Source organism: Streptomyces sp. NPDC005761 (assembly GCF_040630635.1).
Lineage (GTDB): Bacteria > Actinomycetota > Actinomycetes > Streptomycetales > Streptomycetaceae > Streptomyces.
The window spans coordinates 1-17,828 of record NZ_JBEXXX010000043.1 but is presented as its reverse complement, the minus strand read 5'-3'; the positions used below and the strand labels follow the sequence as shown (position 1 = coordinate 17,828).

The 17,828-nt window shown below is 71.2% G+C and carries 17 protein-coding genes; 6 read left to right on the top strand and 11 right to left on the bottom strand.

Going from position 1 to position 17,828, the window contains the following annotated elements:
* Nucleotides 1–13: 13 nt before the first annotated feature.
* On the bottom strand, nucleotides 14–691 hold the full coding sequence (locus tag ABZ434_RS29320) for a response regulator transcription factor (protein ID WP_359142868.1): 678 nt from the start codon (nucleotides 689–691) through the stop codon (nucleotides 14–16).
* Nucleotides 692–1,112: 421 nt separating this feature from the next.
* Between ABZ434_RS29320 and ABZ434_RS29315 the strand changes: the two genes are divergently transcribed.
* The gene (locus ABZ434_RS29315; RefSeq protein ID WP_359142866.1) at nucleotides 1,113–2,609 is read left to right on the top strand and encodes an oligopeptide:H+ symporter; all 1,497 of its coding nucleotides are present in this window, start codon (nucleotides 1,113–1,115) and stop codon (nucleotides 2,607–2,609) included.
* An 84-nt stretch (nucleotides 2,610–2,693) separates the two neighbouring features.
* Here ABZ434_RS29315 and ABZ434_RS29310 read toward each other — a convergent pair whose 3' ends face one another.
* The 6 genes from ABZ434_RS29310 to ABZ434_RS29285 form a co-directional block, all read right to left on the bottom strand.
* Nucleotides 2,694–4,031: a hypothetical protein gene (locus ABZ434_RS29310; RefSeq protein WP_359142965.1), complete on the bottom strand. Its 1,338-nt coding sequence runs from the start codon at nucleotides 4,029–4,031 to the stop codon at nucleotides 2,694–2,696.
* A gap of 35 nt (nucleotides 4,032–4,066) precedes the next feature.
* Nucleotides 4,067–5,203 carry a hypothetical protein gene (locus tag ABZ434_RS29305; protein WP_359142864.1) on the bottom strand — a complete coding sequence of 379 codons (1,137 nt, stop codon included), beginning with the start codon at nucleotides 5,201–5,203 and terminating at the stop codon, nucleotides 4,067–4,069.
* Entirely contained in the window at nucleotides 5,200–6,243 is a 1,044-nt protein-coding gene (locus ABZ434_RS29300; protein WP_359142862.1) for a hypothetical protein, read from the bottom strand. The genes ABZ434_RS29305 and ABZ434_RS29300 overlap by 4 nt, the downstream gene beginning before the upstream one ends.
* A gap of 45 nt (nucleotides 6,244–6,288) precedes the next feature.
* Entirely contained in the window at nucleotides 6,289–6,966 is a 678-nt protein-coding gene (locus tag ABZ434_RS29295; protein WP_359142860.1) for a peptidase, read from the bottom strand.
* A 191-nt stretch (nucleotides 6,967–7,157) separates the two neighbouring features.
* Nucleotides 7,158–7,706, bottom strand: coding sequence for an ATP-binding protein (locus ABZ434_RS29290; RefSeq protein WP_359142858.1), 549 nt, complete (start codon nucleotides 7,704–7,706; stop codon nucleotides 7,158–7,160).
* Nucleotides 7,707–7,932: 226 nt separating this feature from the next.
* A complete protein-coding gene (locus ABZ434_RS29285) occupies nucleotides 7,933–8,301 on the bottom strand; it encodes an STAS domain-containing protein (RefSeq protein ID WP_359142856.1) in 369 nt (122 codons plus the stop codon).
* Nucleotides 8,302–8,582: 281 nt separating this feature from the next.
* Between ABZ434_RS29285 and ABZ434_RS29280 the strand changes: the two genes are divergently transcribed.
* On the top strand, nucleotides 8,583–9,548 hold the full coding sequence (locus ABZ434_RS29280; RefSeq protein ID WP_359142963.1) for an RNA polymerase sigma factor SigF: 966 nt from the start codon (nucleotides 8,583–8,585) through the stop codon (nucleotides 9,546–9,548).
* 87 nt (nucleotides 9,549–9,635) lie between these two features.
* Here ABZ434_RS29280 and hutI read toward each other — a convergent pair whose 3' ends face one another.
* From hutI to hutU, 4 genes are all read right to left on the bottom strand, one after another.
* Nucleotides 9,636–10,823, bottom strand: coding sequence for an imidazolonepropionase (gene hutI / locus ABZ434_RS29275; RefSeq protein ID WP_359142854.1), 1,188 nt, complete (start codon nucleotides 10,821–10,823; stop codon nucleotides 9,636–9,638).
* Between the two features lie 71 nt (nucleotides 10,824–10,894).
* Nucleotides 10,895–12,280: a formimidoylglutamate deiminase gene (locus ABZ434_RS29270; protein ID WP_359142852.1), complete on the bottom strand. Its 1,386-nt coding sequence runs from the start codon at nucleotides 12,278–12,280 to the stop codon at nucleotides 10,895–10,897.
* Complete coding sequence (locus ABZ434_RS29265; protein ID WP_359142961.1) at nucleotides 12,271–13,488, bottom strand: allantoate amidohydrolase; 1,218 nt, start codon at nucleotides 13,486–13,488, stop codon at nucleotides 12,271–12,273. Before ABZ434_RS29265 ends, ABZ434_RS29270 begins: the two co-directional genes overlap by 10 nt.
* 17 nt (nucleotides 13,489–13,505) lie before the next feature.
* Nucleotides 13,506–15,218: a urocanate hydratase gene (hutU, locus tag ABZ434_RS29260; RefSeq protein ID WP_359142851.1), complete on the bottom strand. Its 1,713-nt coding sequence runs from the start codon at nucleotides 15,216–15,218 to the stop codon at nucleotides 13,506–13,508.
* A 233-nt stretch (nucleotides 15,219–15,451) separates the two neighbouring features.
* On the opposite strand from hutU, the gene ABZ434_RS29255 reads away from it, so the two are divergent.
* The 4 genes from ABZ434_RS29255 to ABZ434_RS29240 all read left to right on the top strand — a co-directional run bounded on the left by ABZ434_RS29255 (nucleotide 15,452) and on the right by ABZ434_RS29240 (nucleotide 17,629).
* Entirely contained in the window at nucleotides 15,452–15,874 is a 423-nt protein-coding gene (locus tag ABZ434_RS29255) for a hypothetical protein (RefSeq protein ID WP_359142850.1), read from the top strand.
* Nucleotides 15,875–15,939: 65 nt separating this feature from the next.
* Nucleotides 15,940–16,671: a transcriptional regulator gene (locus ABZ434_RS29250; RefSeq protein ID WP_359142959.1), complete on the top strand. Its 732-nt coding sequence runs from the start codon at nucleotides 15,940–15,942 to the stop codon at nucleotides 16,669–16,671.
* A gap of 38 nt (nucleotides 16,672–16,709) precedes the next feature.
* Nucleotides 16,710–17,180, top strand: a complete 471-nt coding sequence (locus ABZ434_RS29245) for a roadblock/LC7 domain-containing protein (RefSeq protein ID WP_359142848.1) — start codon at nucleotides 16,710–16,712, stop codon at nucleotides 17,178–17,180.
* A 74-nt stretch (nucleotides 17,181–17,254) separates the two neighbouring features.
* Entirely contained in the window at nucleotides 17,255–17,629 is a 375-nt protein-coding gene (locus ABZ434_RS29240) for a hypothetical protein (protein ID WP_359142846.1), read from the top strand.
* The last annotated feature ends 199 nt before the right edge of the window (nucleotides 17,630–17,828 follow it).

Genomic DNA, 17,828 nt, shown 5'->3' with positions numbered 1-17,828 from the left:
CTGCTTCTGTACGTCAGCTCTTCTCGAAGCGGAAGCCGACGCCCCGGACGGTGGCGATGTAGCGGGGATTCGCGGCGTCGTCGCCGAGCTTCTTGCGGAGCCAGGAGATATGCATGTCGAGGGTCTTGGTGGACGACCACCAGGTGGTGTCCCAGACCTCGCGCATCAGCTGGTCGCGCGTGACGACGCGGCCCGCGTCCCGGACCAGGACGCGCAGCAGGTCGAACTCCTTGGCGGTGAGCTGGAGTTCCTCGTCACCCATCCAGGCCCGGTGCGACTCGACGTCGATCCTGACCCCGTGGGTGGCGGGCTGCGGGGCGGGTTCGCTCGCGCCGCGGCGCAGCAGGGCCCGGACCCGGGCCAGGAGCTCGGCGAGCCGGAAGGGCTTGGTGACGTAGTCGTCGGCGCCGGCGTCGAGGCCGACCACCGTGTCCACCTCGTCGGCGCGGGCGGTGAGCACCAGGACCGGCACGGTGTGGCCCTCGGCACGGAGCCTGCGGGCGACTTCGAGGCCGTCCATCCCGGGCAGCCCCAGGTCGAGCACGACCAGGTCGATGCCGCCCTGGAGGCCGGCGTCGAGTGCGGTCGGGCCGTCTTCGCGGACCTCGACCTCGTAACCCTCCCGACGCAGGGCGCGGGCCAGCGGCTCCGAGATGGATGCGTCGTCCTCGGCGAGCAGTACACGGGTCATGCAGTGATGGTAGTCCGCGCGGACGACAAGGCGTGAGGTGATCCGGAAGCCCTGCGGGTCTGCGACCCGTTCATGTCCAGACCTTCGAATGTGGGAGTGTGGTTGCACCTGGACCTGTGATCCATGTCTCAAGTCCTTCCATATGCCGCTCAGTCGTGTCGTATGGTGTTTCAACGCCTGTTGCACTACTCAAGGACCTTTGGGCAGCTATGAGCGCCGAAGGTCCTTCTGCATGTGCGGGGCTGGTACCCGCCAGTCCGGAATTTTTCAGTGAATGACCTGTGGGCCGGGCCCGGTACGCCGATGAAGGCGCTCCGGGCGTGGATCCCGACGCGGTGGCGTACCCGCGTCGGTGCCGGCCTCCCCCCACCGGGCGCGTACGGCTCACGAGCGACGCGTCCCGAGCAAGCAAGGATCGACCATGGCGTCCAGCCTGACGAAGGACCCGGCGAGCACCGCGGGTGGCGAGAAGACCTTCTTCGGCCACCCCCGCGGCCTGGCCACGCTCTTCATGACCGAGATGTGGGAGCGCTACAGCTTCTACGGCATGAAGGCACTGCTCCCGCTGTACCTGATCGCGCCCGGCGGCATGCACATGAGCGCCACCACGGCGACGGCGATCTACTCCGTCTACATGGCGATGGTCTACCTGCTCGCCATGCCCGGCGGCTGGATGGCCGACCGCTTCTGGGGGCCGCGCAAGACGGTCGCCATCGGTGGCGGTGTCGTCATCCTCGGCCACATCACGCTCGCCGTGCCCAACTCGGCGACCTTCTTCGCGGGTCTCGTGCTTGTCGCGCTGGGATCCGGCCTGCTGAAGGCGAACATCTCCACGATGGTCGGCCACCTCTACCAGGGCCCGGAGGATCCGCGCCGTGACGGTGGCTTCACGCTCTTCTACATCGGCATCAACGTGGGAGCCTTCCTCGCCCCGCTGACCATCGGCACCGTCGGCGAGAACGTCAACTGGCACTTCGGCTTCGCGCTCGCCGCGATCGGCATGGCCCTGGGCCTCGCCCAGTTCATGCTCGGCACCCGCCACCTGAGCCCGGAGAGCAATGTCGTCTCCACCCCGGCGACGGAGCAGGAGAAGCGTTCCGTCCTGCGCAAGGGCCTGGTCTGGCTGATCGTCGCGGCCGTGTTCTACAGCCTGCTCGGCATCACCGGCAACTTCGCCGACTGGGCGCTGCTGCCGATCACCATCGCCGGTCTGATCATCCCGGTCGCCGTCCTGGTCCGCATGAAGCGTGACAAGGAGCTCACGGAGACCGAGCAGTCCAAGCTGTCGGGCTACGTCTGGTTCTTCGTCGTAGCGGCCGTCTTCTGGATGATCTACGACCAGAACGGCTCGACGCTGTCGATCTTCGGTGAGAACTCGACGACGAACAGCCTGCTCGGGTTCGACTTCCCGACCTCCTGGTACCAGTCGCTGAACCCGGTCTTCGTCATGGCGATCGCCCCCGTGGTCGCCTCGGGGTGGCTGTGGCTGAACAAGCGCGGCAAGGAGCCGAGCACCGCCGTCAAGTTCGCCTCCAGCCTCGTGCTGATCGGCATCTCCTTCGTCGTCTTCCTGATCCCGCTGCTCGACACCGCTGCCAACGGCGGCAAGGTCAGCCCGATGTGGCTGGTGTCGATCTACTTCATCCAGACCGTCGCCGAGCTCTGCCTCTCGCCGGTCGGTCTGTCGGTCACCACGAAGATGGCCCCGGCGAAGTACAGCTCCCAGATGATGGGTGTCTGGTTCCTCGCCGTCACGGCGGGCGACTCCGTGACCGGTCTCCTCACCTCCCCGCAGCTCGGGGTCGACCTGAACACCTCGGGTGCCGTCGCCTTCGAGGTCGTTCTCGCGGTCATCGCCGGTATCGGCATCTGGATGTACCGCAAGAAGGTCTCGCAGCACATGGGCGACGTGAACTGATCCCCCGTTCCACGCGCAGGGGCCGCCGCACCGTTTCCACGGTGCGGCGGCCCCTTCCGTATGCGTACGGGGTCCGGGCTCAGCTCACCTGCCCGAGCGCAGCCGGCGCCACGGGGTGAACGTGAACACGGCGCCGCCGAGCAGGATCGCGGTGCCGGCCACCAGGCCGAGTGCGCGCAGGGCGCCGTCGCCCTCGGCCCCGGTGGCCGCGAGGCCGCCGCCGGATGCCGTGCCGCCGCCTGCCGCCGCCGCTCCTCCGGAGCCTGCGGTGTCACCTCCGGAGGCGCCGCCCTCCTGGGCGGTGGTGTCGAGTTCGAGCGATGCCTTCGTGGTGCCCTTGACCGCGCACGGGATGTTGATCTTCGAGCCGCCCAGGGTGACGTCGATCGTCAGGGTCCCGGGGGTGAGGCTGGACTTTCCGGAGGCTCCCGGCTTGTACGTGCCGGTCATGTCGGGCAGGTCGACCGGCTTGCCCGTCTTCAGGGGCTCGGGGTTCCCCGGCCCGGTGACGCCGACGGAGCCCTTGTCTGCGCCGCCCACGACGATCTGCATGGACGGCTTGAGCGCCCCCGCGGGCAGGTCGGCCGGGCTGTCCATGACGCCCTTGGCCGTCTTGACCGTGAGCGCGTAGCTGCCGCCGTTCTTCTTGGCGTTGATCGTCACCTTGGAGGCGATGCCGGCCGGACCCGGCGACTTGCAGGCGAAGTTCACGGCGACCTCCTTGCCCGGGAAGTCGGTGGCTCCGCCACTGCCGCCGGAGCCCGAGGTGGAGCCGCCGGCGGTCGTGCCGCCGCTGGTCGTGCCTCCGGAGGTCGTGCCGCCCGTGGTCGTCGTACCGCCGCTGGTGGTGCCGCCCGCGGTCGTTCCGCCGGCCGTCGTGCCACCCGCCGTCGTACCGCCGGAGGTGCTTCCACCACCGTCCGTGACCTTGATCGTCGCGCCCGGCCGGACCGTTTCCTTCGGGGTGCACTTGGTGTCGGTGGAGATCGGCTTGGAGACGTTGAGGTTGTACGCGTCCGGCGTCAGCGTCAGCTCACCCGCCTTCTCCAGCTTCAACGAGCCCTTCATGTCCGACATGATCATCGGGCTGTTCTTGGGGATCGCCGGGTTCTCCCGCGGCCCCTCCATCTTCAGGTCGCCGGTCGCGGCACCGCCCAGCTTGATGGTGCCGGTCGGCTTGACGGTGTTCTTGTCGAGATCGAGTACGTCGGGGTTGTCGGAGGCGCCCTGGACCGTCTTCCACACGACCTCGACGGTGTCCCCGACCTTGGCCTCGGCGGGCGCGGTCAGCTGCACCTTGGTGGTGCCCTGGACGGGCGGCAGTCCGGAGATGGCCGGGGGTATGCACTCCGTCTTGTACGAGATGTCGGCGGCCTGGGCCGGGCTCGCGGCCAGCAGCATGCCCGCCCCGCCGATCATCATCGCGACTCCCGCCGCGACCGTCCTGCGTTGCGTACTCACGAATGTCCCTTCGTCGTCGGTCTGTGCTCTGACGGTGCGGAATCAGGGGTGAACCACGGCAGCGCGGCCGTGGTGGTGCCCGGGCCCTCCCCCGGCGGGGGGCCGGCGTCCTGTGCCGGGGCACGTTTCAGCTTCGGGAACCTCGCGGTCGCGCCTGTGCGCGGGGACGGGCGTCGCGCCCGCCGGCGGCCTGCGGCGTGCCCCGGGCGCGGCCGTACCTTGTCGACGATCGCCATGCCGATCCGGAAGACGGCCGCGGGCACGACGAGGCAGAGCAGGATCCAGAAGAGCGTCACGCCCCACGGGCGGCCGACCCCCCACGGCTGCTCGGCCAGCACTTTCGTGCCGTACTTCAGTGAGATCTGGTAGTCGCCGTGCGCGCCGGCCGTCAGCTCGACGGGCAGTTCGATACGCGCCTTCCGGCCGGGTTCGACGGTCCCGCGCCACTGCCGGTCCTCCCACTGCGCGGCATAGACGCCGTGCGCGGTGCCGACCCGGAAGACCGGGTCCTTCACCGGAGCGGAGCCCAGATTGCCGACGGTGAACACGAGGCTGCGTGACGGCGGGGCGCCGAACCAGGTCAGCGGCCCGCTGTCGCCCTCCAGGCGGGTCGCCGCGAGAACGGCGAGCTTTCCGTCCCCGGTCTCCTTCGGGAGCGCGGCGACCGGGTGCCCGGCGACGACGAACACCGCGTCGGCCAGGGCCTGTTCGCCGGTGACCGTGGCGACATGGACCACGCAGGGGCACGGCACGGGCGGCTCGGTGACCGGCATCTTCCTGGTGAAGGCGCCCGTCTTGTCGGTGGTGACGGCGCGGCCCTCCGCGTTGGCGCAGGAGTTGGTCCCGCCGATCACGCCGCGCGCGGGGGTGGACTGCCCGCAGATCAGCATCATGAGCAGGGTGTCGGGCCGCCAGCCCTTGCCCTTGACGGTGATCTCACCACCCTTGCCCGCCTGTTTCTGCGAGAGCGTGACCACCGGCTTCGCGTCCGTCGCGCTGCGCCCGTCGGCCCCGGCCCCGGTCGCGGTCAGCAGCAGGGCGGGCACTGTCGCTGCCAGCAGCAGGGCGAGCAGCGTGGCCGCCCGCCCGCGGCGCTCGCTCCGGAATGCCGCCGGTCCGGTCCGTCCAGTCACGATTCCGCTCCCGCCTTCACCAAGTGCCTCTCGTCGCAGGTCTGTCGAAGGTCCGGGGCCGGTGCGGCCCCGACGTCGCGTGCGCCTCGCCGTGCCGTTCGCCGGCGCCGGAGGCCGTACACACCGGCGGCGACGGCACCCAGGAGGCACAGCGCACCGCCCGCCACCGGCCCCCAGGGCACGAAGGCCGCGGAGGCGGTGGCCTCGCCGTGCGCACCGCCCGCCGCCGTGACGCGCAGCCGTACGGTGACGGAGTCGAGGGCGGGGGCGTCCCGCCACGGTTCGGTGAGCCGCACCCGCTGACCGGGCAGCAGTTCCACCGGCAGGGTGCGGGCGGCGCGTCGCAGCACGGTCCCGAAGAGCCCGTCCGCGCTGACGGACAGGCGCGGCACGAGGACCGCGTTGCCCCGGTTGACCAGCGCGTAGTGGATGGCTCCGCCGCCCACCTCCACGTCCTCCACCGTGATCGCGGCCAGCGTCGGTCCGCCGACCCGCAGTTGGACCCGTACGCCCACGGAGCGGCCGCCGCTCTCGGCGACGACCGCCCCGGGGTGGTCGCCCGGCAGCGCGTCCTCGGGCACGGTGAAGGAGAGGGGCACGTCGGCCCTGGTCCGGCCGGGCACCGTCACCTCGGTGCTCGCCGTCCGCAGCCAGGAGCCGGTCCCGGTGGAGCCGTGCGCGCCGCGCACCGCGAAACCGCCGCCGCCCGTGTTGTAGGCGTCGGCACCGCGCAGCCGTACCGTGACCGGCTCCGGCCCCGGGTTGGTGACCGAGAGCCGGTCCTCCAGGACGCTGCCGGGCAGGCCTTCCAGGTAGAAGTACGGTCTGCCCCCGTCCCGCCCGGGGCCGCTCGCCGCGGGCTGCGCCGTCCAGGCCGGGCCGGCCGGGTGCTCGGTGGCACCGGCCACCGGCGCCGCCGCCAGGACGCACCACAGGGCGGCGAGCAGCGGCAGAGCACGGGCCAGTCGCCGTGCGGCGGACGGCGGTCCGACGACGGGCGCCGGTGCGGTGCGGGGGGCGTGACCGGTCAACGGCGGCATGGGCGGCTCCCTGGTGCGTGACGGCGGCGGCGGTTCGCGCGGGATTCAGCCCGTGGCCCGCTGCCCCCGCCTGGTCAGCCACAGCACGCCGGCCGCACCCGTCAGCAGCACCGTGCCGCCGAGGGTGCCGAGCGCCACCGCCGAGTCCAGCGGGCCGGTCCTGGGCAGCGACGCGTCGGTGTCGGGCGTGGTCGCACTGCCGCTCGCGCCGCCGCCCGCAGCGGTGACGTCGAGGGAGAGCGAGGGCCCCGGGCTGTTCGACGGGGTGCAGGTCGTCGTCGTACCGAGCGCCTTGATGGTGAGAACCCCGGCGGTGAAGTCGACCTTGCCGCTCTTCCTGGGGGTGTACGTCCCCGACAGGTCATTGATCTTGATGGGGCTGTTGGCGGGAATGGCCGCGGAGTTGGCCGGGCCGGAGACCTGGACCTGTCCCGGGTCGGCGCCACCCACCTTGATCACCGCGCTGGGGTTCATCGCCCCCTTGCCCAGTTCGACCGGACTGGAGGAGACGCCCTTCTGGAAGGACATGGTGAGCTTGTAGCCGCTGCCGCTCCTGACGCTCTTGATGTCGATCGGCGAGACGGCGGCCTTGTCGCCGATCGGGGTCTTGCACTTGTAGTTGACGTCGACGACCGTCGCGTGGGCGGCGGGCGCGGTCAGCAGCACCACCGCGCCGGCCAGCCCGGCCGCCAGCGCGAGAGCTGTTCGCTTCTGGTTCGACACCTCGGGTTCCCCTCATGCCGGGAGTCGCCGCGCGCCGCTACGGTGCGGCGCAAGTAACTGACGACACATCAGATTGGCCGTCAAGGTACGCCCGGGGCCTTGTGGAGGGAAGACAAAGAGCGCGCCGATCCGGCGCGCTCTTCGAGGGGCGTACGAGCCCAGGGGGACGAGCGGGGGAAACCCGCAGGGTGCTACACGGGGGCGGCCAGCTCCGCCCAGACGGTCTTGCCGGGTTCGTCCGGCACCCGTACGACTCCCCAGTCGAGGCAGAGCCGCTGCACGATGAACATGCCGTGGCCGCCGGGCCGTCCGGCACGGTGCGGGGTACGGGGCGCGGGCTGCCCGGCGCCGCCGTCGGTGACCTCCACCCGCAGCGCCTTCGGCGTACAGGCGATGCGGAGCTCGTCCGGGCCGTCCGCGTGCAGGCACGCGTTGGTGACCAGCTCGGAGACGACCAGCAGGACGTCCTCGGCCGCGGCACGCCGGTCGGCGTTCGCAGCCGGGAGCCAGCCCCAGTCATGGAGCGCCTGGCGGGCGAAATCACGGGCCGTCGGCACGATGCCGCTGACCTCGCGCAGCGGCAGCGTGCGCCACTGCCGCCCCGTGGGCTCCACGTGCGCGGCGGAGGGAACGCCGATGTCCGCGCCCGCGGGCATGCCCGCGTCCGCGCGTGCACCCGCGCCTGCGCCCTCCGGCTCGCGGCCGAGGTCGCCCGGCGGATGCTGCCGGGTGGTGCTCATCAGCGCTTCACCTCACCGATTCACCATGTCGCCATCGAACAGATACAGAAACGCATATTGATATGGACACTGATACAGGTACCGGACGGACACGCAGTGTGCGGGTCCCTCGCGGCTCGCCGATGTGTCTCCTGCCCGGCCGTATCGTGACAACACCCACTTCGCTACGCGGGACGCGTAACTCGGGCGACGGAAGAGACTCCCGGGGCGACGAAACGCACCACGATCAGGTGTCCAGAGCCTCTGCGAGGGAGTCGTGGACGGTGAAAACCGCCTCCGCTCCGGTGATCTCGAAGACCCTCGCCACCACCGGCAGCATTCCGGCCAAATGGACCCCTCCCCCGGCCGCCTCCGCCTTGAGGCGGGCACCGAGCAGCACATTCAGCCCGGTGGAATCACAGAACTCGAGTTGCGAGCAGTCGACCACCAGGCGCACACGCCCCTGCTCGACCGCGTGCTCCAAGGGCTCGCGCAGCAGGTCGGCCGTGTGGTGATCGAGCTCACCCACCGGCGTGACAACCTCACTGCGGCCCTCGGTCCGGGCCTCGACCTGAAGCCGACCCCGGTTCGCGCTGCCGACCGTCCCGCGGTCCATGCCCGCCCCTCTTCGTCTCGTCACTGTCTGCATCGATGCACATGCAGATGAGTTGCAGCTGTCGCTGACGTTCTTGAAACTCTACGCGTTCCGTGCGCCACGCGGTAGCCGGAGACCTCAACAAACCGGACATATAGCGTCAATTGGAGGTTGTAACGAGCCGCAGGGACCGGGTAAGGGTAGGGGGACACCCAAAACACGGCCGGCTTTGGAGGCGCCGCTTCACCGCAGGAACACGTATCGGCATCGGCAGCCATATGCCGAGAACGATGGAGGAGACCATGTCACCCCGGCTCGACGAACCGCGTACCCACAACGCGACGTCAGCATGTCCTCAGGGACTGACCGAATCAGACTCCCCTGCTGCGGCCGTCATGGACGGCACGCGCAACAGCACCACCAGCAGTGGCAGTGACACCAGCAGTACCGAAGACGCGACCGGGCTCGAAGGACTTCCCGAGATCCCGCCCTGCTCCGAAGTGGGGGCGGTGGATGCCAGAGCTCTGTCGAAGACGCTCTTCGCGCGACTGGAATCCCTCGAAGAGGGCACGTACGAGTACTCCTACGTACGCAACACGCTCGTCGAACTGAATCTCGCCCTGGTCAAGTTTGCCGCCTCCCGGTTCCGCTCGCGCAGCGAACCCATGGAGGACATCGTCCAGGTCGGCACCATCGGCCTGATCAAGGCGATCGACCGGTTCGAGCTCAGCCGCGGCGTCGAGTTCCCGACCTTCGCGATGCCGACCATCGTCGGTGAGATCAAGCGCTTCTTCCGCGACACCAGCTGGTCCGTGCGCGTACCGCGCCGCCTGCAGGAGCTGCGGCTGGACCTGGCCAAGGCGGGCGACGAGCTCGCCCAGCAGCTGGACCGCTCGCCCACCGTGGGCGAGCTCGCCGACCGCCTGGGCATCACCCATGACGAGGTCGTCGAGGGCATGGCCGCGAGCAACGCGTACACCGCGAGCTCGCTGGACGCCAAGCCCGAGGAGGACGAGAACGAGGGCGCGCTGGCCGACCGGATCGGCTACGAGGACCACGGCCTCGAAGGAATCGAGTACGTCGAGTCCCTGAAGCCTCTGATCGCCGCGCTGCCGGGCCGCGACCGGATGATCCTGTCGCTCCGGTTCGTCGCCAACATGACGCAGTCGGAGATCGGCGAGGAGCTCGGCATCTCGCAGATGCACGTGTCGCGGCTGCTCTCCCGCACCCTGGTCAAGCTCCGCAAGGGACTGACCCTGGAGGAATGAGCGGGCGCCCCGCAACGCGCTTGCGGGATCGCCGGATCAAGGACCTGCCCCGACCGGGGCAGGTCCTTCCGCGTTCTTGGCACCCGGTCAGCCGCGGTGCGGTACCACGGCCCGCTCGCCGCGCCGCCAGACCTCGTGCACGAGGGGGACGCCCGGGCGGTAGGCGAGGTGGACGTGGCTGGGGGCGTCGAGGACCACCAGGTCGGCGCGGGCTCCGGGAGTGATCCGGCCGATGTCCTCCCGGCGCAGTGCGGCGGCGCCGCCCGCGGTGGCGGACCAGAGCGCCTCGTCGGGGGTCATTCCCATGTCGCGTACGGCGAGGGCGATGCAGAACGGCACGGACGAGGTGAACGAGGAGCCCGGGTTGCAGTCCGTGGAGAGCGCCACCGTGGCTCCCGCGTCCAGGAGGCGACGGGCGTCGGGCCAGGCGGCCCGGGTGGAGAACTCGGCTCCGGGGAGCAGCGTGGCGACGGTCTCCGACTGCGCCAGGGCGTCCACGTCGGAGTCGGTGAGGTGGGTGCAGTGGTCGGCGGACGCGGCATCGAGCTCGACGGCGAGCTGGACGCCGGGACCGTGCCCCAGCTGGTTGGCGTGGATCCGGGGATGGAGGCCCTTGGCGCGGCCCGCGGTCAGGATCGCCCGGGCCTGGTCGCCGTCGAACGCGCCCTTTTCGCAGAAGACGTCGATCCAGCGCGCGTACGGGGCGCAGGCGTCGAGCATCGGGCCGGTGACCAGGTCGACGTATCCGGCCGGGTCGTCCGCGTAGTCCGGGGAGACGATGTGGGCACCGAGGAAGGTGACCTCGTCGGTGTGGCGGGCGGCGATGCGCAGGGCACGGGCCTCGTCCTCGACGGTGAGGCCGTAACCGGACTTGGTCTCGAACGTCGTGGTGCCCTGGCGCAGCGCCTCGGCGAGGTACCGGGCGACGTTGGCGGACAACTCCTCGTCGGTGGCGGCGCGGGTGGCGGCGACCGTGGTCCTGATGCCGCCCGCGCTGTAGGCGCGGCCGGACATCCTGGCGTTGAACTCCTGGGTGCGGTCTCCCGCGAAGACGAGGTGGGAGTGCGAGTCGACGAAGCCCGGGATCACGGCCCGGCCTCCCGCGTCGACGGCGTTGTCAGTGGCGGGTGCTCTGCTTGACGCACCGGTCCAGACGACCCGGTCGCCCTCGATGACGACGGCCGCGTCCTGGATCAGTCCGAGGGGGGAACTGTCACCGAGGGAGGGGTCGTTGGTGACCAGTGCGGAGATGTGGGTGATGGCGGTCGTCGTCATCGGGGAACTGCTCTCCTTGCGTGTGGGCGGTGAAGGGGGCTCCGCCGCGATGCTCAGTGGTGCGCGCCCGCTCAGTGGTGCAGGGCCCCGATGGCTTTCGCGAGCGCTCCGGGAACGTCGTCGACCGACGCGTGATGTCCGTCGCGGACGATGTGCCGGCCCGCGACCACGGTGTGACGCACATCCGCTGCGGAGGCGGCGAATACCGCTGTCTCGGCTGCCAGCCGGGGCACCGGCCCCGCTGTTCTGACGGAGTCGAGGGCGATGGTCACGAGGTCCGCGGGGGCGCCCGGTTCGAGGATGCCCGCATCCGGCCGTCCGAGGGCCGCGTGACCGTCGGCGGAGGCGGCGCGCAGCAGCGCGGCGGCCGTCCAGTGACCGCGGGTCCGGGTGCGCAGCCGCTCGTTGAGCTCCATCGCGCGGGCCTCCTCGAACAGGTCGATGACGGCGTGGCTGTCGCTGCCGAGGGAGAGCGGCGAGCCGGCGCGCTGGAGGGCGACCGCCGGGCCGATGCCGTCGGCAAGGTCGCGTTCGGTGGTCGGGCACATGCAGGTGCCGGTGGCCGTCGAGCCGATGAGCTCGATGTCCTCGCCGGTGAGGTGGGTGTTGTGGACCCCGGTGGTGCCCGGGCCGAGGACTCCGTGGTCGGCGAGGAGCCGGGTGGGGGTGCGGCCGTGGGCGGCGAGGCAGGCGTCGTTCTCCGCGGTCTGCTCGGAGAGGTGGACGTGGAGCGGGGCGCCGCGCTCCTGCGCCCACCGGGCGACGGTGGCGAGCTGGTCGGCGGGTACCGCCCGCACGGAGTGGACGGCGGCGCCGATCAGGGTGTTTTCGTCGCCCTTGAGCAGGGAGGCGCGCTCCGCCCAGGCGTCGGCGGTCCTGTCGGAGAAGCGCTGCTGGTGCTGGTCGGGCTTCTGGTACTGGGAGGGCCGGCGGCCGAATCCGGCGGCGAGGTAAGCGGTGTCCAGCAGGGTGATCCGGATGCCTGCCTCGCGGGCGGCCGCGATCAGGGCCTCGCCCATCGCGTTCGCGTTGTCGTAGGGGACTCCGCCCGGCGCGTGGTGCAGATAGTGGAATTCGCCGACCGCGGTGATGCCGGCCAGCGCCATCTCGGCGTACACGGCGCGGGCCAGGTCGTAGTACGTGTCGGGGGTGAGCCGGGACGCGACCTGGTACATGGTCTCGCGCCAGGTCCAGAAGGTGCCGGAGCCCACCTGGACGGTGGAGCGCAGGGCACGGTGGAAGGCGTGCGAATGGGCGTTGGCGAGACCGGGCAGGGTGAGTCCGCGCAGGACGGTCGCGCCGGGCGGCGGCGAGGCGACACCGGTCCGCACCCCGGCGATGCGCCCGCCGGCCACCTCCAGGACGACGTCCGGCTCGACATGGGTGCCGAGCCAGGCGTGGGACAGCCAGTACGTCACTGCGGCGGGCTTGCCCGTCGCTTCCGTCGTCAGCGGCACGCGAGACCTTCCAGTACGTCGGCGAGTGCGATCACCCCGGCCACGCAGTCGTCCTCGGTGGCGTGTTCGGCCGGCGAGTGCGAGATCCCGGTGGGGTTCCGTACGAACAGCATGGCGGTAGGGACCGAAGCGGACAAAATACCCGCGTCGTGTCCGGCCCCGGTGCCGAGTACGGGGACGGCCCGTCCGGTGTCCCGGAGGCCGGCGGACTCCTTGAGGAGCGTGCCCAGCTCGTCGCGCAGGGCGTGCTGGAACTCCACGACGGGGCTGAAGGACTCCCGTACGACGTCCAGGTCGATGCCGGCCCGCTCGGCGTGCTCCCGGGCGGCCCTCTCGATGCCGGAGACCACGGTGTCCAGGGTGTCCTGGTCGGCGGCGCGGGAGTCGAGCCAGCCGCGCACGAGGGAGGGGATGGCGTTGACACCGTTCGGCTCGACCGCGATCTTGCCGAAGGTGGCCAGCGCCCCGGTCAGCTCCGCCTCCCGGCGGGCCGCGAGCACGGTCTCGGCGTACGTCAGCATCGGGTCGCGGCGGTCGACGAGCCGGGTGGTGCCCGCGTGGTTGGCCTCTCCCCGGAAGTCGAAGCGCCAGCGGCCGTGCGGCCAGATCGCGGAGGCGATGCCGACCGGGTCGCCGCTCAGGTCGAGGGCGCGGCCCTGCTCGACGTGGAGTTCGACGAACGCACCGATACGGGCGAGCCGTTCGGGGTCGGGACCGATGGCGTCGGGGTCGTACCCGGCGGCTTCCATGGCCCGGGGCAGCGTGACGCCATCGCCGTCGCGCAGCCGGTGCGCGGCCTCGACCGTCAGCTGCCCTGCTGCGAGCCGGGAGCCGACACAGGCGAGACCGAAGCGGGCCCCTTCCTCGTCACCGAAGTTGGTGATGGCCAGCGGCCGGGTGAACTCCACTCCCCTGCGGCGGAGTTCATCGAGCGCGGCGAAGGAGGAGACGACCCCGAGCGGCCCGTCGAAGGCTCCGCCGTCCGGCACGGAGTCGAGGTGCGAGCCGGTGACGACGGCGTCCCCGGCCAGGGGGTCGCCGAGCCAGGCCCACTGGTTGCCGTTGCGGTCCACCTCGCAGTCGAGGCCGCGGGCCTCTGCCTGCATCCGGAACCAGAGCCGGCAGTCGGCGTCGGCCCCGGTCCAGGCGTAGCGACGGTAGCCGCCGGACTCGGCGTTGCGGCCGATGTTCCGCAAGGACGCCCACATCGCGTGGAAGGTGGGGCTCACGCGGCGGTCCCGCCCGCGCCGGACGCCTCGCCCGTGCCGGCCCCAGCGTCCGTGCCGCCCTCGCGCATCGGGACCCTGACCCCGCGCTCCGCGGCGACCGACTCCGCGATGTCGTACCCGGCGTCGACGTGCCGGATGACACCCATGCCGGGGTCGTTGGTGAGCACCCGGCGGATCTTCTCGCCCGCCAGCTTCGTCCCGTCGGCGACCGTCACCTGTCCGGCGTGGATGGACCGGCCCATGCCCACGCCGCCACCGTGGTGGATGGAGACCCAGGAGGCTCCTGACGCCACGTTGACCATGGCGTTCAGCAGCGGCCAGTCGGCGATCGCGTCGGATCCGTCGAGCATGGCTTCGGTCTCGCGGTACGGCGAGGCGACCGATCCGCAGTCCAGGTGGTCGCGGCCGATGGCCAGCGGGGCGACCAGTTCGCCACTGGCGACCATGTCGTTGAAGCGCTCACCGGCCTTGTCGCGCTCGCCCTGGCCGAGCCAGCAGATCCGGGCGGGCAGGCCCTGGAAGTGGACGCGCTCGCCGGCCATCTTGATCCAGCGGTGCAGCGACTCGTTCTCCGGGAAGAGTTCGAGCATCGCCTTGTCGGTCCTGTGGATGTCGGACGCCTCACCGGAGAGCGCCGCCCAGCGGAACGGGCCCTTGCCCTCGCAGAAGAGCGGCCGGATGTAGGCGGGCACGAAGCCGGGGAAGTCGAAGGCCCGCTCGTATCCGGCGAGCTGGGCCTCGCCGCGGATCGAGTTGCCGTAGTCGAAGACCTCCGCACCGGCGTCCATGAAGCCGACCATCGCCTCGACGTGACGGGCCATCGATTCCTGTGCGCGCTGGGTGAAGTCGGCGGGCTTCTCGGTGGCGTAGGACGCCATGTCGTCGAAGTCGACGCCGAGCGGGAGGTAGGCCAGCGGGTCGTGCGCGCTGGTCTGGTCGGTGACGATGTCGATGGGGGCGCCCTCGGCGAGCATCCGGGGCAGCAGCTCCGCCGCGTTGCCGAGCAGGCCGATGGAGAGCGGCCTGCGCGCGTCCCTCGCCTCGGTGGCCAGCTGGAGCGCCTGCTCCAGGCTGTCCGCCTTCACGTCCAGGAAGCGGTGCTCGATGCGGCGGTCGATGGCGCGCGGGTCGCAGTCGATACAGATCGCGACGCCGTCGTTCATCGTCACGGCGAGCGGCTGGGCGCCGCCCATGCCGCCGAGTCCGGCGGTGAGCGTGATCGTCCCGGCCAGCGTCCCGCCGAACTTCTTTGCGGCGACGGCGGCGAACGTCTCGTACGTGCCCTGCAGGATGCCCTGCGTACCGATGTAGATCCACGATCCGGCGGTCATCTGGCCGTACATGGTGAGCCCGAGCGCCTCCAGGCGGCGGAACTCCTCCCAGTTCGCCCAGTCGCCGACCAGGTTCGAGTTGGCGATCAGGACCCGCGGGGCCCACTCGTGCGTCTGCATCACACCGACCGGACGCCCCGACTGGACGAGCATCGTCTCGTCCTGCTTGAGCGTCTGCAGCGTGCGGACCATCGCGTCGAACGAGCGCCAGTCGCGGGCCGCCTTGCCGGTGCCGCCGTAGACGACGAGCTTGTCGGGGTGCTCGGCGACCTCGGGGTCCAGGTTGTTCTGCAGCATGCGCAGCGCGGCTTCCTGCTGCCATCCCAGGGCGCTCAGTTCGGTACCGCGCGGTGCCCGTACGGGGCGGGGTCCTGACATGGCAATGCCTCCTCGCGACTGTGATTTTTCTATTCACATCTTGAGCGGCTGAATAGCTCCAGTCAACAGGGCAGGACGGACAAGGTCCCCGCGCCGCCCTCCACGGCCCGCGGCGGGGCATTCTCCCGAACCGTTCGCATGTACCTGTGGAAAATGCCAGAACCTCCACCTGGACCGAGCACGTTGCGTAACCTCGGGGTCACAGCCGCACGCCGCGTCGGAGGGGAGTCCGCGTGCCCGGAATCGACGAGTGCCTGCTCGACGTCATGAGACTGCCCGGTGCCCGTGGCGCCGCCGTGATCGACTGGACGAGCGGTCTCGCTCTCGGCACCATCGGTGACTCGCCCAACGGCGATCACGAGGCCACCGCCGCGGAGACGGCGGAGGTGGCGCGGATGGCGGCCGAACAGCCCGCCTTCGCGGCCGGCTTACCGGAGGCGTCGAGCGACGTGGACGGCACGGGAGCCGCGGGGACTCCGCCGCCCGTCGAGGACGTCATCGTCACCACCCGCGCCGGGTACCACATCCTCCGGTTCGTCGAGACGGACTTCGACAGCAGCGTCTTCCTCCACCTGTGGCTGGACCGCGCGGAGGGCAATCTGGCGCTGGCCCGGATACGGCTGGGCGAGATGGCCGAACGGCTGGTCCTGGCATGAGAGGCCCCGCCCCCTCGCCCGCCCATGCCGCGGACCCGCCCACCGCGGCCGCCGTCCTCTCGCCCATGCTCCAGCGTCTCGCGGCGGAACGGGCCACCGGCGCCCTCATGCGCGACCGCGGCACCCTCTACCTCGCCGGCGGCAAGGTGGTGCACGCCGAGAGCCCGGCCACCCCCGGCATCGACGTCCTGCTCACCCGGGGCGGAGCGCTGCACCGCGAGGGCTGGTGGGACGCGGTCGCCCAGGCCGGCGCCGGGCAGCGGGTGGGCCGCTACCTCGTGGACAGCGGCCGGGTGCCGGGCGGCGCTCTGGAACTGTGCCATCTGGGAGCGCTGTACGACGCGGCGTTCTTCGCCCTCGCCCCGACCCGGACCCCGGCCCGCTTCCGCTACGGCGTCGCCCACTGGATCGGCCCCGTCCGTCCCGTCCCCGTGGACGCCGTGCAGCGCGAGACGCTCCGGCGCCGCGAACTGCTGGACCGGATCTGGCCGGAGGCGGCGACCGACAGCGCCCCGCTCGTGGGCACCGGCAGTCCGGCCGACTCCCCCGTGCCGCCGCGCCAGCGCCGCGTACTGGATCGCGTGGACGGGGTCCGTACGGCAACGGACATCGCGCAGGAACTGGGCAGATCGGCGTTCCACACCCTGGTCGACCTGCGACGGCTGGCGGCCGCCGGGCTGGTCGCCGCGGTACGGGAGACGGCGGACCCGTCCAGCCGCGTCGCGCTCCCCGAGGTCACGGCCGACCCCGACGTCGCCCTGCTGCGCCGGCTCCGAGACGCATTGGAGGCCCTGTGATACGCGCGCTCAGACAGCGTGCCGGGAGGAGACAACTGATGGTGCCCGAGGCCGAAGTGCAGGATGTCCTGGCCGAGCTCCAGCGGTTACGGGCGCGGGTTCCGCTCCTCTCCGGGGCACTGGCGGCCAGTACCGACGGCCTCGTCCTGGCCCATGACACCCCGGGAGTGGAGGCGGAGGGCGTAGCGGCGCTGACCGCGGCCGCGCTCGGCGTCTCGATCCGGATGACGGACGCGACCGGCCGGGGCGGCTTCCGCGAACTCCTCGTACGCGGCGAGACGGGCTACATCGCGACGTACGCCGCCGGCTCATCGGCCGTACTGACCCTGCTCGCAGAGGACCGGATCAACGTCGGCCGGCTCCATCTGGAGGGCCGCAGGTCGGGCTCCCGGATCGGCGAGCTCGTCGACGCCGCCCTGGAGCGCGCACCTCAGCCCGCCCCCGGCCTCAGGCCTCCGGCGCCGCGCACCCCGCAGCAACCGGGCCCTCTGCCGCACCGCACGACATGACCCCGCACGAACCCGGCAAGCCCCAGAAACGGAACCGGTCGTCCCGACCGGTCAGGGAAAGGAAACGAGCACTCATGGCGAACACCGAAGCGTCACTGAAGGAAGCGATGTCGTCCATCGAGGGCACCACCGGTGTCGCCCTCGTCGACTACACGAGCGGCATGGCGCTGGGCACCCTCGGCGGAGGCAAGGACTTCAACCTGGAGGTCGCGGCCGCCGGCAACACCGACGTCGTACGCGCCAAGCTCCGCACCATGGAACACCTCGGGATCCAGGACGAGATCGAGGACATCCTGATCACCCTGGGCACCCAGTACCACCTGATCCGGCTGCTCAAGACCCGCGGCAGCAACGGCCTGTTCCTCTACCTCGTACTGGACGCCGGCCGGGCCAACCTGGCCATGGCCCGCCACCAGTTGAAGAGGATCGAGGCCGATCTGGAGATCTGACTCCGGCCCCCTGGCCCGCGCCTCACGGGGCGCGGGTTCTGTCCTCAATCGCCGGACGGGCTTGGTGGGTGCGGGTGCCCCGCCCCGGCGGCGCGGGGTTCCGTGGTGCGGGTTTTGTCCTCAATCGCCGGACGGGCTTGGTGGCGCGGGTGCCCCGCCCCGGCGGCGCGTTTGCCCGGTGGGTGGGGGTCCGGGGTCC

Excerpts from the sequence above, each read along its gene's own strand:
- ABZ434_RS29320 (WP_359142868.1), bottom strand. The coding sequence starts at position 691 with ATGACCCGTGTACTGCTCGCCGAGGACGACGCATCCATCTCGGAGCCG.
- ABZ434_RS29315 (WP_359142866.1), top strand. The coding sequence starts at position 1,113 with ATGGCGTCCAGCCTGACGAAGGACCCGGCGAGCACCGCGGGTGGCGAG.
- ABZ434_RS29310 (WP_359142965.1), bottom strand. The coding sequence starts at position 4,031 with ATGATGATCGGCGGGGCGGGCATGCTGCTGGCCGCGAGCCCGGCCCAG.
- ABZ434_RS29300 (WP_359142862.1), bottom strand. The coding sequence starts at position 6,243 with ATGCCGCCGTTGACCGGTCACGCCCCCCGCACCGCACCGGCGCCCGTC.
- ABZ434_RS29290 (WP_359142858.1), bottom strand. The coding sequence starts at position 7,706 with ATGAGCACCACCCGGCAGCATCCGCCGGGCGACCTCGGCCGCGAGCCG.
- ABZ434_RS29285 (WP_359142856.1), bottom strand. The coding sequence starts at position 8,301 with ATGGACCGCGGGACGGTCGGCAGCGCGAACCGGGGTCGGCTTCAGGTC.
- ABZ434_RS29280 (WP_359142963.1), top strand. The coding sequence starts at position 8,583 with ATGTCACCCCGGCTCGACGAACCGCGTACCCACAACGCGACGTCAGCA.
- hutI (WP_359142854.1), bottom strand. The coding sequence starts at position 10,823 with ATGACGACGACCGCCATCACCCACATCTCCGCACTGGTCACCAACGAC.
- ABZ434_RS29265 (WP_359142961.1), bottom strand. The coding sequence starts at position 13,488 with ATGTGGGCGTCCTTGCGGAACATCGGCCGCAACGCCGAGTCCGGCGGC.
- hutU (WP_359142851.1), bottom strand. The coding sequence starts at position 15,218 with ATGTCAGGACCCCGCCCCGTACGGGCACCGCGCGGTACCGAACTGAGC.
- ABZ434_RS29250 (WP_359142959.1), top strand. The coding sequence starts at position 15,940 with ATGCTCCAGCGTCTCGCGGCGGAACGGGCCACCGGCGCCCTCATGCGC.
- ABZ434_RS29245 (WP_359142848.1), top strand. The coding sequence starts at position 16,710 with ATGGTGCCCGAGGCCGAAGTGCAGGATGTCCTGGCCGAGCTCCAGCGG.
- ABZ434_RS29240 (WP_359142846.1), top strand. The coding sequence starts at position 17,255 with ATGGCGAACACCGAAGCGTCACTGAAGGAAGCGATGTCGTCCATCGAG.